Source organism: Haemophilus haemolyticus (genome assembly GCF_003493605.1).
GTDB lineage: Bacteria > Pseudomonadota > Gammaproteobacteria > Enterobacterales > Pasteurellaceae > Haemophilus > Haemophilus haemolyticus_J.
This window is the reverse complement of the sequence record NZ_QQKA01000001.1, coordinates 171,598-186,358: the sequence shown is the minus strand read 5'-3', so window position 1 is coordinate 186,358 and position 14,761 is coordinate 171,598. Positions and strand designations below refer to the sequence as shown.

The 14,761-nt window shown below is 37.9% G+C and carries 14 protein-coding genes; 11 read left to right on the top strand and 3 right to left on the bottom strand.

What is annotated here, in order from left to right; all coding sequences use genetic code 11:
- The first annotated feature begins 8 nt into the window (after nt 1-8).
- The 6 genes from DV424_RS00880 (at nt 9) to aroG (ending at nt 5,399) form a co-directional block, all read left to right on the top strand.
- Nucleotides 9-656, top strand: coding sequence for a DUF452 family protein (locus tag DV424_RS00880; RefSeq protein WP_005632377.1), 648 nt, complete (start codon nt 9-11; stop codon nt 654-656).
- Nucleotides 644-1,426 carry a malonyl-ACP O-methyltransferase BioC gene (bioC, locus tag DV424_RS00875; RefSeq protein WP_005632375.1) on the top strand — a complete coding sequence of 261 codons (783 nt, stop codon included), beginning with the start codon at nt 644-646 and terminating at the stop codon, nt 1,424-1,426. The genes DV424_RS00880 and bioC overlap by 13 nt, the downstream gene beginning before the upstream one ends.
- A 9-nt stretch (nt 1,427-1,435) precedes the next feature.
- Entirely contained in the window at nt 1,436-2,077 is a 642-nt protein-coding gene (bioD, locus tag DV424_RS00870; RefSeq protein WP_005632373.1) for a dethiobiotin synthase, read from the top strand.
- Between the two features lie 81 nt (nt 2,078-2,158).
- Nucleotides 2,159-2,842, top strand: a complete 684-nt coding sequence (lolD, locus tag DV424_RS00865; RefSeq protein WP_005632371.1) for a lipoprotein-releasing ABC transporter ATP-binding protein LolD — start codon at nt 2,159-2,161, stop codon at nt 2,840-2,842.
- Nucleotides 2,842-4,092 carry a lipoprotein-releasing ABC transporter permease subunit LolE gene (gene lolE / locus DV424_RS00860; protein ID WP_032825161.1) on the top strand — a complete coding sequence of 417 codons (1,251 nt, stop codon included), beginning with the start codon at nt 2,842-2,844 and terminating at the stop codon, nt 4,090-4,092. Before lolD ends, lolE begins: the two co-directional genes overlap by 1 nt.
- A 218-nt stretch (nt 4,093-4,310) precedes the next feature.
- Entirely contained in the window at nt 4,311-5,399 is a 1,089-nt protein-coding gene (aroG, locus tag DV424_RS00855; RefSeq protein ID WP_005632367.1) for a 3-deoxy-7-phosphoheptulonate synthase AroG, read from the top strand.
- 62 nt (nt 5,400-5,461) lie between these two features.
- Here aroG and DV424_RS00850 read toward each other — a convergent pair whose 3' ends face one another.
- Complete coding sequence (locus DV424_RS00850) at nt 5,462-5,902, bottom strand: LexA family protein (RefSeq protein WP_005632365.1); 441 nt, start codon at nt 5,900-5,902, stop codon at nt 5,462-5,464.
- 287 nt (nt 5,903-6,189) lie between these two features.
- Between DV424_RS00850 and sstT the strand changes: the two genes are divergently transcribed.
- The 3 genes from sstT (at nt 6,190) to DV424_RS00835 (ending at nt 8,717) form a co-directional block, all read left to right on the top strand.
- Nucleotides 6,190-7,434, top strand: a complete 1,245-nt coding sequence (gene sstT / locus DV424_RS00845; protein ID WP_005632363.1) for a serine/threonine transporter SstT — start codon at nt 6,190-6,192, stop codon at nt 7,432-7,434.
- Nucleotides 7,435-7,554: 120 nt separating this feature from the next.
- Nucleotides 7,555-8,163, top strand: a complete 609-nt coding sequence (locus DV424_RS00840; RefSeq protein ID WP_005632361.1) for an NAD(P)H-dependent oxidoreductase — start codon at nt 7,555-7,557, stop codon at nt 8,161-8,163.
- Nucleotides 8,163-8,717 carry a TorD/DmsD family molecular chaperone gene (locus DV424_RS00835; RefSeq protein ID WP_005632359.1) on the top strand — a complete coding sequence of 185 codons (555 nt, stop codon included), beginning with the start codon at nt 8,163-8,165 and terminating at the stop codon, nt 8,715-8,717. Before DV424_RS00840 ends, DV424_RS00835 begins: the two co-directional genes overlap by 1 nt.
- 47 nt (nt 8,718-8,764) lie before the next feature.
- Here DV424_RS00835 and DV424_RS00830 read toward each other — a convergent pair whose 3' ends face one another.
- Nucleotides 8,765-9,319: an NAD(P)H nitroreductase gene (locus DV424_RS00830; protein ID WP_005632356.1), complete on the bottom strand. Its 555-nt coding sequence runs from the start codon at nt 9,317-9,319 to the stop codon at nt 8,765-8,767.
- A 97-nt stretch (nt 9,320-9,416) separates the two neighbouring features.
- Here DV424_RS00830 and sppA point away from each other — a divergent pair, with 97 nt between their 5' ends.
- On the top strand, nt 9,417-11,264 hold the full coding sequence (gene sppA, locus DV424_RS00825) for a signal peptide peptidase SppA (protein WP_118858742.1): 1,848 nt from the start codon (nt 9,417-9,419) through the stop codon (nt 11,262-11,264).
- Nucleotides 11,265-11,329: 65 nt separating this feature from the next.
- Here the strand turns inward: sppA and mnmC are convergent, their stop codons facing one another.
- The gene (gene mnmC, locus DV424_RS00820) at nt 11,330-13,342 is read right to left on the bottom strand and encodes a bifunctional tRNA (5-methylaminomethyl-2-thiouridine)(34)-methyltransferase MnmC2/FAD-dependent 5-carboxymethylaminomethyl-2-thiouridine(34) oxidoreductase MnmC1 (protein WP_118858741.1); all 2,013 of its coding nucleotides are present in this window, start codon (nt 13,340-13,342) and stop codon (nt 11,330-11,332) included.
- Between the two features lie 148 nt (nt 13,343-13,490).
- Between mnmC and fabB the strand changes: the two genes are divergently transcribed.
- The gene (fabB, locus tag DV424_RS00815) at nt 13,491-14,711 is read left to right on the top strand and encodes a beta-ketoacyl-ACP synthase I (RefSeq protein WP_118858740.1); all 1,221 of its coding nucleotides are present in this window, start codon (nt 13,491-13,493) and stop codon (nt 14,709-14,711) included.
- Nucleotides 14,712-14,761 lie beyond the last annotated feature (50 nt).

The following is a 14,761-nucleotide window of genomic DNA, read 5'->3' as shown; positions in this document are numbered from 1 at the left end:
GATATGATATGAAAACAAAATTTTACAATCATCAAGGCGGACATTTAATCCTGTATTTTGCAGGTTGGGGAACGCCGCCCGATGCTGTAAATCATTTGATTTTGCCGGAAAATCACGATTTATTGATTTGCTATGATTATCAAGATTTAAATTTGGATTTTCATTTTTCCGCCTATCAGCAAATTCGTGTAGTCGCATGGTCAATGGGTGTTTGGGTGGCAGAGCGAGTATTACAAGGAATCACCTTACAATCAGCAACAGCAGTGAATGGCACAGGTTTACCTTGTGATGATAGCTTCGGTATTCCCTATGCTATTTTTAAAGGTACGTTAGATAATCTCACAGAAAATACTCGTTCAAAGTTTGAACGTAGAATTTGTGGTGACAAAGTATCTTTTGAACGTTATCAGCAATTTTCTGCACGACCATTTAACGAAATTCATCAAGAACTCACCGCACTTTTTGCGATGATTCAGCAGGATAAACGCACCGATCTTATTCACTGGGCAAATGCATGGGTTAGTTCTCGCGATAAAATTTTTACGCCAGCTAATCAGCACAAATATTGGGCATCCCGTTGTGCCGTTCAGGAAATAGAGGGTGAGCATTATGTGTTTTCAAGATTTACCCACTGGTCGGCATTATGGAATCATTAACTTCCGTAGATAAATCGCGTATTCAACACGCCTTCCAAAAAGCCTTAAATAGCTATGATGAACATGCGTTAATTCAACAAAAAATGAATATTAAGTTAATGATGCATTTGCAAGACTATTTACCAAATGGGTCACTAGATAGTGTTTTGGAGCTTGGTTGCGGTTCTGGTATGTTGAGTACGTTGTTGCAGAAACAGATTTCAGCCAATTATTGGTTATTTAATGATTTGTGCGATGTGCGCTCTCTACTCGCTGAAAAGCTGATTCAACCCTTTGATTTTTCTTGTGGCGATGCGGAAAACTTTTCTTTTCAACGACGATTTGACTTGATTGCTAGTGCATCAGCCGTGCAGTGGTTTCATTATCCTGACAATTTTATTTCCCATTGTAAAACAGGATTGAAACCTAATGGTTTATTGGCGATTACTAGCTTTGGTGAAGATAATTTAAAAGAGATTCGTCAAATGGCGAATGTGGGGTTAAGTTATCCGAATTTATCTCAATGGCAAAATTGGTTAGCCAATGGTTTTGAGCTTTTATGGTGTGACGATTTTACTGTAATACTAGAGTTTGATACGCCATTGGATGTACTCAAACATCTGAAATATACCGGTGTAACAGCCACGAACCGAAAAAATTGGACAAGAAAAAATCTCAACAAATTTATTGATGATTACTTGCAGGCTTTTAGTTTGCCATCGGGTAAAGTGGGGTTAACTTACCATCCATTGTTTTTTATCGCACGTTATTCTCATGCTAAAAATCAGTAAGGCGTATTTATGGGCAAGGTTATTTTTGTATCGGGCATTGATACCGATGTAGGTAAAACTGTTGCAACAGGCATTTATGCTAAAAAGTTGATGGAACAAGGCTTTTCCGTTATTACACAAAAAATGATTCAAACAGGCTGTAAAAATATTGCTGATGATTTGCTTGTACATCGAAAGATTCAAGGCATTGATTTGACAGCAGAAGATTTACAAGGCGAAACCTGCCCTTATCTTTTTGAATATCCTTGTTCTCCTCATTTAGCTGCAAAGCTCGAAGAGCGAGAAATTAATGAAAAAATTATTAAAAAATCCACCGCACTTTTGGCAGAAAAATATGATTATGTATTGTTGGAGGGGGCGGGAGGATTAATGGTGCCTTATTGTGACGACGCGACGACGTTAGATTATATCCAGTCAAATAATTACCCTTTGATTTTAGTGACATCGGGAAAATTAGGTAGTATTAACCACACATTATTAAGTTTAGAGGCTTGTCGTTCTCATGGGGTGTCAGTGCTAAGCGTAATGTATAACGGTTATCCAGAATACGATCCCATCATTAGTCAAGAGACGCAAGGTTATTTAAAGGGTTATCTTAAAAAATATTTTCCTGAAACGAGATTTGAATACTTTGGGCGCATTGAAATTTAAGCTCAGGGAAAAGTGTGATAGACTCGCGCCAGTTTTTAATGAGATGATTTACCGCTAAAGTGCGGTTAAAAAGAGTAAAAAATGAATAACTATTTATTAAAATGCGAAAATATCAATAAATTTTATCAAGAAGGTGAAAATCAAACGCAAGTGTTAAAAGGCGTTTCTTTTTTTATGGAACCCGCAGAGTTGGTTGCGATTGTGGGAAGCTCAGGTTCAGGGAAAAGTACGTTATTGCACACTTTAGGGGGACTTGATCAGCCAAGTAGTGGTGAAGTGTTTATTAATGGACAATCTTTGCAAAAAGCATCGGCTAATGAATTAGCGGCTTTGCGTAATCGTTATTTAGGATTTGTGTATCAATTCCATCATTTAATGGCGGACTTTACCGCACTTGAAAATGTGATGATGCCGATGTTGATTGGTCATCAAAATAAAACAGAAGCGAAAGATCGTGCCGAAAAAATGTTAAGCGCGGTGGGATTAAGCCATAGAATTACCCATCGTCCATCTGCGCTTTCTGGTGGGGAACGTCAGCGTGTGGCGATTGCGCGAGCTTTGGTGAATAATCCATCGTTAGTTTTAGCGGATGAGCCAACAGGGAATCTCGATCACAAGGCCACAGAAAGCATTTTTGAACTCATTCAACAACTTAACCAAGAGCAAAATATCGCTTTTTTATTAGTCACTCACGATATGGGGCTTGCTGAAAAATTATCACGCCGTTTAGTGATGCAAGATGGTATTTTGAAGGAAGGTGTATGATGAATACGCCGTTTTTTATTAGTTGGCGTTATCAACGTGGTAAGCAGAAAAATCCTTTGGTTGCGTTAATTGCAAAATTTTCAGCTATTGGTATTGCGCTGGGGGTTGCAGTTTTAATTGTTGGTTTAAGTGCGATGAACGGTTTTGAGCGTGAGCTTAACCAACGGATTTTGGCTGTCGTGCCACATATTGAGATTTTTTCTGCTCCTCAAGCGAAAGATCCCACAATTCATCATTGGCAAAATTTAGAAAAACGCTTACAACAAAATGCCCAAATTAAAGGTATTTCTCCTTTTGTTAGTTTTACTGCATTGGTAGAAAATGGCTCAAAACTGAAAGTGGTTCAGATCAAAGGTGTTGAAAAACAAGCTGAAGATAACGTAAGTTCAATTGGCAATTTTGTACAAGAGCAAGGTTGGAACAAATTTGAGAAAGAAGGCGGATTGGTCTTGGGATCAGGTATTGCTAAAGAACTTGATGTAAAAGTAGGGGATTGGATTACCTTGCTTATTTCTCAGCAAAACGGCGATGAACAATTTGCTCAACCCACTCGTGAACGCGTGCAAGTCACTGCAATTTTACGTTTAGATGGGCAACTGGATTATAGTTATGCCTTATTACCGCTTGCTCAAGCGCAAGAATTTTTGGCTTATAAATCAGATCAAATAACAGGTGTTGAATTGAAATTAGATGATCCTTTTTCTGTGAAAAATCTGGATTTATCTATGCTTAATGATTATCCGCAGATGCTTTATATTCAAAACTGGATTGGTAAATTTGGTTATATGTATCGCGATATTCAACTTATTCGAACAGTGATGTATATCGCGATGGTGCTCGTGATTGGGGTGGCATGTTTTAATATTGTTTCTACGCTGATTATGGCGGTAAAAGATAAGCAAGGCGATATAGCCATTATGCGCACGCTTGGAGCGAATAATGCGTTCATTAAACGTATTTTTATTTGGTATGGCTTACAGGCAGGAATGAAAGGTTGCTTAATTGGTATTGTATTAGGCATTATACTTGCATTAAATTTGACAACTTTTATTCAAGGCATTGAGTGGGTTATCGGTAAGAAATTATTATCGGGCGATGTGTATTTTGTCGATTTTTTGCCAAGTGAGTTACATTGGTTGGATGTTTTGATGGTGTTAGTCGCAGCGCTTGCATTGAGTTTAATTGCTAGTCTTTATCCAGCAAGTAGGGCAGCTAAATTACAACCAGCACAAGTATTAAGTAGCCATTAATTTTGTGAATACCGCATGAAAGTGCGGTATTTTTTTGTCTTTTATTCACTCAATATTTCACTTTATTCGGCTTGCAAGCATGCACCAAAGATAGTTTAATAGAGAATCTGTAGGTTTTGTTCTAAAAAAAACACGACGAACTAGTTTACTAGTACAAAAAATAAGTGTAGATTACCTACATAATTAAAACACAACATTTGAAAGTTTGAGAGTGATATATGGCTAAAGAGAAAATTGAAATTGTCGTGGCAAACGACGATACGCGAATTGAAAAAGTCGATCAGGTGTTACCACCCATTGCCTTATTAGAAAAATACCCTGCTAGTGAACATGCTGCGGCATTAGTGAAGCAAACTCGTCATGAGGCACATAATATTATTCATGGTAAAGATGATCGTTTATTAGTGATTATCGGTCCTTGCTCTATTCATGATCCGAAAGCGGCAATTGAGTATGCAAACCGTTTAAAACCATTACGTGAAAAATATAAAGATAGCCTTGAAATTATTATGCGTGTGTATTTTGAGAAACCACGTACAACTGTGGGCTGGAAAGGTTTAATTAACGATCCGTATTTAAATGATACTTATCGTTTAAATGATGGTTTACGCATTGCACGGAAATTACTTTCTGATATTAATGATTTAGGTGTGCCATCTGCCGGTGAATTTTTAGATATGATCACGCCACAGTATGTGGCAGATTTTATGAGCTGGGGCGCAATTGGTGCACGTACGACTGAATCACAAGTTCACCGTGAGTTAGCTTCTGGTTTATCTTGTGCTGTTGGATTTAAAAATGCCACTAATGGTGGTGTGAAAGTTGCTTTAGATGCAATTGGCGCTGCAGAATCCCCTCATTATTTCTTATCTGTAACCAAATTTGGTCATTCAGCGATTGTTTCAACTAAGGGAAATGAAGATTGTCATATTATTCTACGTGGCGGAGATAAAGGACCAAACTTCAATGCTGAAGATGTGGCAAAAGTGTGTGCAGATATTGAGAAATCTGGCCGAATCCCTCATGTCATGATTGATTTTAGCCATGCAAATAGCTGTAAACAATATAAGAAACAAATGGATGTTTGCCAAGATGTGTGTCATCAAATCGCATCTGGTTCTAAACAAATCTTTGGTGTAATGGTAGAAAGTCATTTGGTGGAAGGCCGTCAAGATTTAGTTGATGGCAAAGCACAGACTTATGGACAAAGTATCACGGATGCGTGCATTGGATGGGAAGATTCTGAAAGATTATTGCAACAACTTTCTGATGCAGTGATTGCTAGACGTAAAGTGACGAGTAATTAATTGAAATATAATCTAGATACAAGTGCGGTTGATTTTCACCGCACTTTTTTATTTGCCTCTAACTACGCTGCCCATTTCATTTTATCGCGACGTTTCATTTGATGAATCGTATTGGTTACGGTGCCGACAATAGGTAAATTTGACCAATCTTTGGTATTTATATTTGGTGTAGTGGAATCCAATGCCATGAAAAGGTAATTGCCGCTATGCGCCATAAATTCATAGACATGAAATTCATTATTTTCTTCTAGCACAACAAGATCACCTGAATAAAGCTCGTCATTTTTTTCAACGACTAGCATATCTCCAGTTTCAATTCCCCAAGCTAACATATTTGGATTGGTTACATGAATAAAACAGGTTTGCTTTGGACGTTTAATGCAATAAAGATTTAAGTCTAGTTTTTTATTGAATTTAAGGCTGTCATCCATATCACTGAAAAAAGGGAGTGGATTATAAGAAAAATCCATTTCATATTGCGCAGTCAAAGTTTGGTTGTTCATTCTCTTATCTCCTGTTAAATAATATGGATAAATAACCTTTTACCTTGTTTTTTTGTACAGTTAAATTCTACTGGTGTTTCATACAGGGTGTCAATAGGTTAAATAAAAAATTTTTTTATAAGTATGTTTTTAGAAAATATCTAACAAATTTAGAAAAAAGTTCACTTATTGGATAAAAAATAACAAAAAATATTTTCTTTCGATAAGAATTTACGCTATCTTTAATTCCCTTGTAGGTGGATTGGTAACAATCTGAAGTTAAATTTATTAAAAAGAAAGATAAAAGTATGAACACATCTCGTTTATTTCGTCTGTTATTCCAGGGCAATTTAGTAAAAAGAATTGCAACTGGTTTAGTTCTAGGGATCATTATTGCACTTGTTGGACCTGCACTTGAAGGTGCTTTGGGTTTTAATATTGCGGAAAAAGTAGGCGTTTTAGGTACCATCTTTGTTAAAGCATTGCGTGCTGTTGCGCCAATTTTGATTTTCTTCCTTGTTATGGCTGCGCTTGCAAACCGTAAGATTGGTACGAAAAGCAATATGAAAGAAATCATTGTGCTTTACCTTTTAGGCACATTCCTAGCTGCATTTGTTGCTGTTATTGCTGGTTTCGTATTCCCAACGGAAGTGGTTCTTGCAACCAAAGAAGATGCAAGTTCAGCGCCGCAAGCTGTTGGGCAAGTTTTATTTACCCTTATTTTAAATGTGGTAGACAATCCATTAAATGCGATTTTCAAAGCAAACTTTATTGGTGTATTAGCATGGTCTATCGGTTTAGGTTTGGCGTTACGTCATGCATCTGATGCAACTAAGAACGTATTATCTGATTTCGCTGAAGGCGTATCAAAAATTGTTCACGTCATTATTTCTTTTGCGCCATTTGGTGTATTCGGTTTAGTGGCTGAAACCTTATCTGATAAAGGATTAGTCGCATTAGGGGGGTATGTGCAATTACTTACAGTATTAATCGGTACAATGTTATTTACTGCTTTTGTTATTAACCCAGCATTAGTTTATTGGAAAATTCGTCGTAATCCGTACCCATTAGTATGGACTTGTGTACGCGAAAGTGGTGTAACCGCATTCTTTACACGTAGTTCTGCGGCAAATATTCCTGTGAATATTGAATTAGCAAAACGCTTAAACCTTGATGAAGAAACTTATTCTGTTTCTATTCCATTGGGCGCTAACATCAATATGGCGGGTGCTGCAATCACGATCACAATTTTAACGTTAGCGGCAGTACATACATTAGGTGTGGAAGTCTCTTTTGTTAGTGCGATTTTATTAAGTATCGTGGCTTCTCTTTGTGCTTGCGGTGCATCTGGTGTGGCAGGTGGTTCATTATTATTAATCCCATTAGCATGTAGCTTATTTGGTATTTCAGATGATGTAGCAGCACAAATGATCGGTGTTGGTTTCATAATCGGTATTTTACAAGACTCAACTGAAACGGCATTAAACTCATCAACTGACGTATTATTTACTGCGGCAGTATGTATGGAAGAAGAACGTAAAAACGCAGCATAATTATGATGCAAATAAGAGAGCGGGCTATGCCCGCTTTTTTTATGTGATTTTATATGCAAAGTGCGGTCTATTTTGATAGACTTCTGCCACGTTTTATTTCCCTACAAATAGGTAAGAAAAATGAACCACTTAATTATTTTTGCTCACCCTAATTCTGTGCGTAGTTTTGGGCGAGCGATTGCCAATCGCATTGAGCAAGTTAGTCAAGAAAATGGTGTAAATGTATTTTTTCGTGATCTTTATGAAATGAATTTCAATCCAATTTTATCTCATGAAGAATTGCAGAATGCTAACAAAGGTATTATTCCAGCAGATATTCAGCAAGAGCATGATTTTATTCTTCAAGCGGATTTTATTACGTTGGTTTATCCTCTTTGGTGGATGGGATTTCCAGCAATTTTGAAAGGCTATTTAGATCGCGTATTAAGCCATGGCTTTGCCTATAAAACGGAAAACGGCGAATCAGTGGGATTGCTCAAAAATAAGCAAATGCAGCAATTTATTACGATTGGCAGTAATGTTGATAAATATAAAGAATTTGGTGTGGATAAGTCCCTCAATCATTGTTTAATTAATGGATTGTTTAATTACTGTGGCATTGAAAATGTTGAGTTTGAATTATTCGGTGATATTCATTTAATTGATGATGAGGCGCGCAAAGCAATGATTGAACTTGCCGCTCAAAAAACAAAAGAAAAATTGACCGCACTTTTAAAGGAAAAAGCGTAATGTCTGAAAAACAAATTAATAATTTTTCATTAATTAGTCGATTATTCGGTAATCTTTTTTATCGTTCTCCTATTGATGAAGTACTTGCAGGCGCGTTTGTTTGGTTACAGCAAAAAGGTTTGAGTCAAGTTTGGGCGTTAGATACTGATAAAGAAAGTGAATTAGCGCTGAATAGCTTACAAGTTAAAATTGATCTCGATTTATTGAACCAAGAGTATCAAAAATTATTTGGTACCAATGGTAAAGTTATGACTGCTATTTCAGCTTATGACATTGATGTTGAAGAATTTATGAATTTTCGCCTTGTACGCAATATGCCAGAGGTGGAAAGTGCGGATCATTTTGCTTTATTATTGCTCACAGCCTCTTGGCTTGAAGATAATTCGGATTCTTTAGTGGCTCAACAAGAATTCTTTGAAACCTTTTTATTGCCTTGTGCAGCGAAGTTTTTAACTCAAGTAGAAACTCAAGCAACTTTGCCTTTTTATCGTGTATTAGCCCTTCTTACACGAGAAATATTGGCGGCGATGGCGGATGAATTGGAAGAAGAGTAGTGCAATATTTTGCTTTCCTCTAAGTCTTGAGGAAAGCAAGAAATATTTTATAGATAGGTTACAAAATCTTTTGTATCGATAACACGGCATTCACGTTCGGCTTTTTCCATGCCTGTGCCAATCATGACTAACGCAATCACACGATCTTGTTCACAGCATCCGAAAGCTTCTCGTAATGCAGTGCCATTAACCCATTTCCCTGAAATCCAAACATTATCAAATCCTTGCGCTTGTGCAGCCAGTTGTAATCCATAAGTTGCACAGCCTGCACTCAACATTTGTTCCCATCCAGGTACTTTAGCGATAGTTGGGTCGATCTTTGCTACGACAGCAATGACCATAGGTGCTCGATGTGCTAAATTTTCAGCTTTCTTTAATTTTTCTTCACCCAAATCAAATTCCACAACGGCTGCTTTAAGTAGCGTTTCCAATTTATTTAATCCATCATTTTCCATTACAACAAAATGATAAGGATGTAATTTTCCATGATCTGGTGCGTGCATTGCTGCTTGGAGAATAAGTTTAAATTGTTCTGTATTAGGCGCAGGTGCGGTCAATTTTTTGTTTGATTTTCTTGTTGTTAAAAGAGTTAACGCGTCCATTTTATTATTCCCGATGAATAAAAGTGCGGTGGATTATAGCATAGTTTTTGACAAGGCTTTGTGATACTCTAGCGCAAATTTTTTAAAGGTAATTTGTATGTTTCGAGTATTAAAATTATGTTGGAAAGCGCTATGTTTTATTCGTGATCTTGTGATGAATGTTGTGTTTTTAGGCTTTGTACTATTGCTAGTGGCGATTATTAGCTTTTCAAGCGGTGGAAAAAAATCTACAACATTAACAGGGGAAGGCGCGTTATTACTGAATTTAGATGGCTATCTAGCGGACAACCGAGATGAAACACTTCGTTGGCAAGATGCGTTAAGCGAATTGAATGGCGAGCACGTCCCTCGAAAAATTTCGACGTTTGATGTGGTATTTGCCATTCAACAAGCGGAAGATGATCCTAAAATTAAAGGATTAGTGCTCGATCTCAATTATTTTGAAGGGGCAGATTTACCCGCATTAGATTTTATTGGTGGCGCTATCAGCCAGTTTAAAAATGCAGGAAAACCGGTGATTGCTTATGCGGATAATTATTCCCAAGGACAATATTATTTAGCAAGCTTTGCAGATGAAATTTATCTAAATTCAATTGGGAGTGTGGATATTCACGGTTTATCACAAGAGAATTTGTATTTCAAAGAAATGCTCGACAAATTAGCCGTTACACCTCATATTTTCCGCGTGGGAACGTATAAATCAGCAGTTGAACCATTTTTACGCAACGATATGTCGGCTGAGGCAAAAGCAAATATGCAGCGTTGGTTAGGTGAAATGTGGAACAATTATGTTTTATCCGTCAGCGAAAATCGTAAGATTAAGAAAGATAATGTTTTGCCGAATGCGAAACAATATTTATCGGATCTTAAAGCATTAAAAGGCAATAGTACGGCATACGCACAACAACGTGGATTAGTAACCGATGTTGTAACTCGTTTGGATTTAGATAAAAAACTCACCGCACTTTTTGGTAAAGGGAGTGACGGGAAAGCGAATCTCATTGAACTTGATGATTATTTGAGTCAACTACCCGATCGTTTAGAACATTACAATGTACCAAATAAAATTGCAGTTGTGAATGTTGAGGGAACGATTATCGATGGTGAAAGTGATGATGAAAATGCAGGTGGCGACACCATTGCACGAATTCTTCGAAAAGCTCATGATGACAACTCCGTAAAAGCCGTTGTTTTACGCGTCAACTCACCAGGCGGTAGTGCTTTTGCTTCTGAAATTATTCGTCAAGAAACAGAAAACTTACAGAAAATCGATAAGCCTGTCATCGTATCTATGGGAGCAATGGCCGCATCTGGCGGTTATTGGATCTCATCCACTGCGGATTATATTATTGCCGATGCAAACACCATTACGGGCTCTATCGGTATTTTCGCGATGTTCCCGACTTTTGAAAATAGCATTAAGAAAATCGGGGTGAGTGCAGATGGTGTTTCAACCACTGAATTAGCTAATACATCCGCGTTTTCTCCGTTAGCAAAACCAGTGCAAGATATTTATCAAACAGAAATTGAGCATGGTTATGATAGATTTTTAGAAATTGTTAGCAAAGGTCGCCAGCTTTCTAAAACACAAGTAGATAAACTTGCTCAAGGTCAGGTTTGGTTAGGCAGTGATGCATTCCAAAATGGCTTGGTGGATGAGATTGGTTCTTTTAATGAAGCGGTCAATAAAGCAGAGCAATTAGTGAATCAACGTCAAGATACTGCAGTACAAGATTTTAGCGTGGAATGGTTCACTGATGATAATGTTAGTTTAATTAGCACCTTATTACGTGATACTAAAAAAGGTACGCAAGAGCAGTTAGTTAAATGGCTTGGTCTGCCAGCTCCAATTCAAAAATTACAAAAAGAATTGAATGTATTAACCAAATTTAATGATCCTAAAGGTCAATATTTGTATTGTTTGAATTGTGGAAGAGTGAAGTAAAATTTACGTTTATTATGTGAACAGCACAAGTTTAATACCTGTGCTGTTATTTTTTTGCAGTAAAATTATTCCACGATGCTTCCTTTCAACCACTTTCTCACCCAAGCTCGGTTAGCTGAAAGGTTATGTAATATAGCTTCGCTTATTGGTAATGGCTCTCCATAAATGATTGAGGCTAAGGTCTCGCCTAATAGTGGAGCGGAGGTGAGACCTCGAGAACCTAAGGCTGCGATTAAGAAAAGATTCTGAAAATTGGCTGCACTTTGAATAGGTTGTTTACGACGACGGAGGTTAAATAGATTGTAATAATCCACTTGTTGCTGTTCAAAATTAGGTACGTTTCCAACCATTGGGGCAAGATCTCTTACGGAGCAGCGGATGCCTACACGAGCGAGATTACCTGATGTATCCACATCTTGCGTCCAAGGTTGGACGATATTTTGTTGGAGTTTTTGTTGATTTTCTTGTTGTTCTTGTTCGCTAAAATGGCGATCAACATTATCACGGATATGGCTTGCGCCGATGCAATGTGAGGTTTTTAATTGATCGGCTGGGGTGAGATAGCCATCATAACAAAGCACAGATTTCAGTTTGAGTAAGTTTTCTGATGTTGGAATTTGACTAACTTGCCCGCGGATAGGGTAGAGCGGTAGCTTTTCTGTTTGAACAAAATCAGTAATTTTATATCCGTTCGCAAGAATGACGACTTCATGGCAGTATGTTTGACCTTGCGTATTTTCTAGTTCCCAACCTTTTTCTTGTTGAGAAAGTGCGGTAATTTTTTGTGAGGTTTTAATGACGACCCCCTGCTTTTCAAGAAATGAAAAGGCATTTTGAACAAATTGTCTTGGTGCAAGCCAAGCGCCTTGCTCAATCCAACCGCCTTCGCAATTAAGCGGTAATCCCACTTTTTCACTGAGTTGTTCAGCATTCAGTATTTGGAAGATTTCGTTCGGCAAACCAAGCTGAGAAATCTTTGTTAATTTAACCGCACTTTTTTCGTTGTAAGCACATAGTGCCACGCCACAAAATTCGTGTTCAAACGCTATGTTTTGTGTGTTCGCCCAATCAAGTAATTGGCGACCGTAACTAAAAGCGTGCAGGTAAAAATCAACGGTGAGCCCATTATCATCGCTAAGTTGCGGATAAAATGCGCCTTGTTTATTGCCTGAGGCATTGAGTGCAAGCGCGTCATCCTCACAATAAATGGTGACTTTTGCCCCACGTTTTACTAAGGAAATGGCAGCACAAAGAGAAGCAATACCACCGCCGGTAATAGCGACATCTTGTTTTTCCATTTTCGCAGGCTGAGCAAGATACCAAGGTGTGGAAAGTGCGGTAGAGTTTGATTGTATTTTTAGCCCACTTAAACATTCTCGCTTTTTGCCGAAGCCTTTACGCTTGGTCACATTAAAGCCTGCGGATTCAAGCCCTTTTCTGACCGCACTTGCTGCGGTGAAGGTGGCAAAAGAACCATTGGGTTTTGTGAAACGAAACATCAGATTATAAAGATCATCATTCCACATTTCAGGATTTTTGCTCGGAGCAAAACCATCTAAAAACCAAGCATCAATACGTTCATTCATATAATCGCCAAGTTGTGGCAAGTTTTCTGATACATCACCCAGCCATAAATCTAACGTGGTCTCTCCAAAATCGATACGATGACAACCTAGAATCAATGAAGGCCAATAACGTTGCAAATGAGCGCTTAAATCTTCAAACTGCGGATAGGCAAGATGCGCTTGCGAAAGTGCGGTGATTTTTAGCGGATATTTTTCAAAGGAAATAAAATTTAGGCGTTTTAAAGGATGATTCTTGTGTTGCTGGCGAAATTCACGGAATAATTGGCTTACCGCGAAGAAATTTAATCCTGTACCAAATCCTGTTTCGGCGATGACAAAATTAGCCTCGTTGTGGCTTATCCAACGTTCCCAAAGTTGATTACCCTGTAGAAAAACATAATCTGTTTCTGCTAATCCATTTTTGTTAGAAAAATAGACATCATCGAATTGATCGGAGACGGGAATATGGTTTTGATTGAAGTGAATCTCAGCATGTTGCACGCTAAAGGTCATTTTTTATTCCTTCCTTGCCTAATGAAATTTGCGTATAATAACGCGATTTTCTAAACTGGTCGAACAAATGAATTATTGCTTGAAATATTTTTATTTCGTAGTAATTTTGAGCCGTTATTTTTACATATAAAACAATAAGGAAGAAGCAATGAGAAGAGCTGTAATTACAGGCTTTGGGATTATTTCAAGTATCGGTAACAACAAAGAAGAAGTATTGGCTTCATTAAAAGCAGGTAAATCAGGTATTGAAGTTGTGCCTGAGTTTGTTGAAATGAATATGCGTAGCCATGTTGCCGGAACAATCAAATTAAACCCAAGCGAGCACATTGATCGTAAAGTGTTCCGTTTTATGGGTGATGCAGCGGCTTATGCTTATCTTTCTATGCGTGAAGCGATTGAGGATGCAGGCTTAACAGAAGATCAAGTTTCTAATGATCGTACTGGTTTAGTGATTGGTGCAGGTACAGGTTCTGCACATAATCAATTAGTGGCGTGTGATGCGGTACGTGGCCCTCGCGGTGTAAAAGCAATTGGCCCTTATGCTGTAACGAAAACTATGGCTTCAAGTGTTTCCGCTTGTTTAGCCACCCCTTATAAAATCCGTGGTGTGAACTATTCAATCAGTTCTGCTTGTGCAACCTCTGCACATTGTATTGGTCATGCGGTTGAGTTAATTCAATTAGGCAAACAAGATGTGGTTTTTGCTGGTGGTGCAGAAGAATTATCTTGGGAATGTGCTACTGAGTTTGATGCAATGGGGGCAGTTTCAACTAAATACAATGACACGCCAGAAAAAGCATCTCGTGCTTATGATGCAAACCGCGATGGTTTCGTTATTGCTGGTGGTGGTGCTGTTGTGGTTGTGGAAGAATTAGAACATGCACTTGCTCGTGGTGCAAAAATCTACGCTGAAATTGTAGGTTATGGCGCAACCTCTGATGGTTACGATATGGTTGCACCAAGCGGTGAAGGTGCAGAGCGTTGTATGAAACAAGCAATGGCAACTATAGATACCCCAATTGATTACATTAACGTACACGGTACATCTACACCAGTAGGTGACGTGAAAGAATTAGGTGCAATCAAAAATGTATTTGGCGATAAAATCCCAGCTATTTCTTCAACTAAATCAATGACTGGTCATTCTTTAGGGGCAGCAGGTGCACACGAAGCAATTTATACTTTATTAATGCTTGATAATGACTTTATTGCACCAAGTATTAATATCGAAACCTTAGATGAAGCCGCTGAAGGTTGCAATATCGTTACTGAGACGAAAGAAAATGCAGGATTACAAACTGTCATGTCAAATAGCTTTGGTTTTGGTGGTACAAATGCAACATTAATTTTTAAACGTTATAACAGTTAAGACTCTTTTATGAAAAAAGCCACTTTCAATTGAAAGTGGCTTTTTTGTAA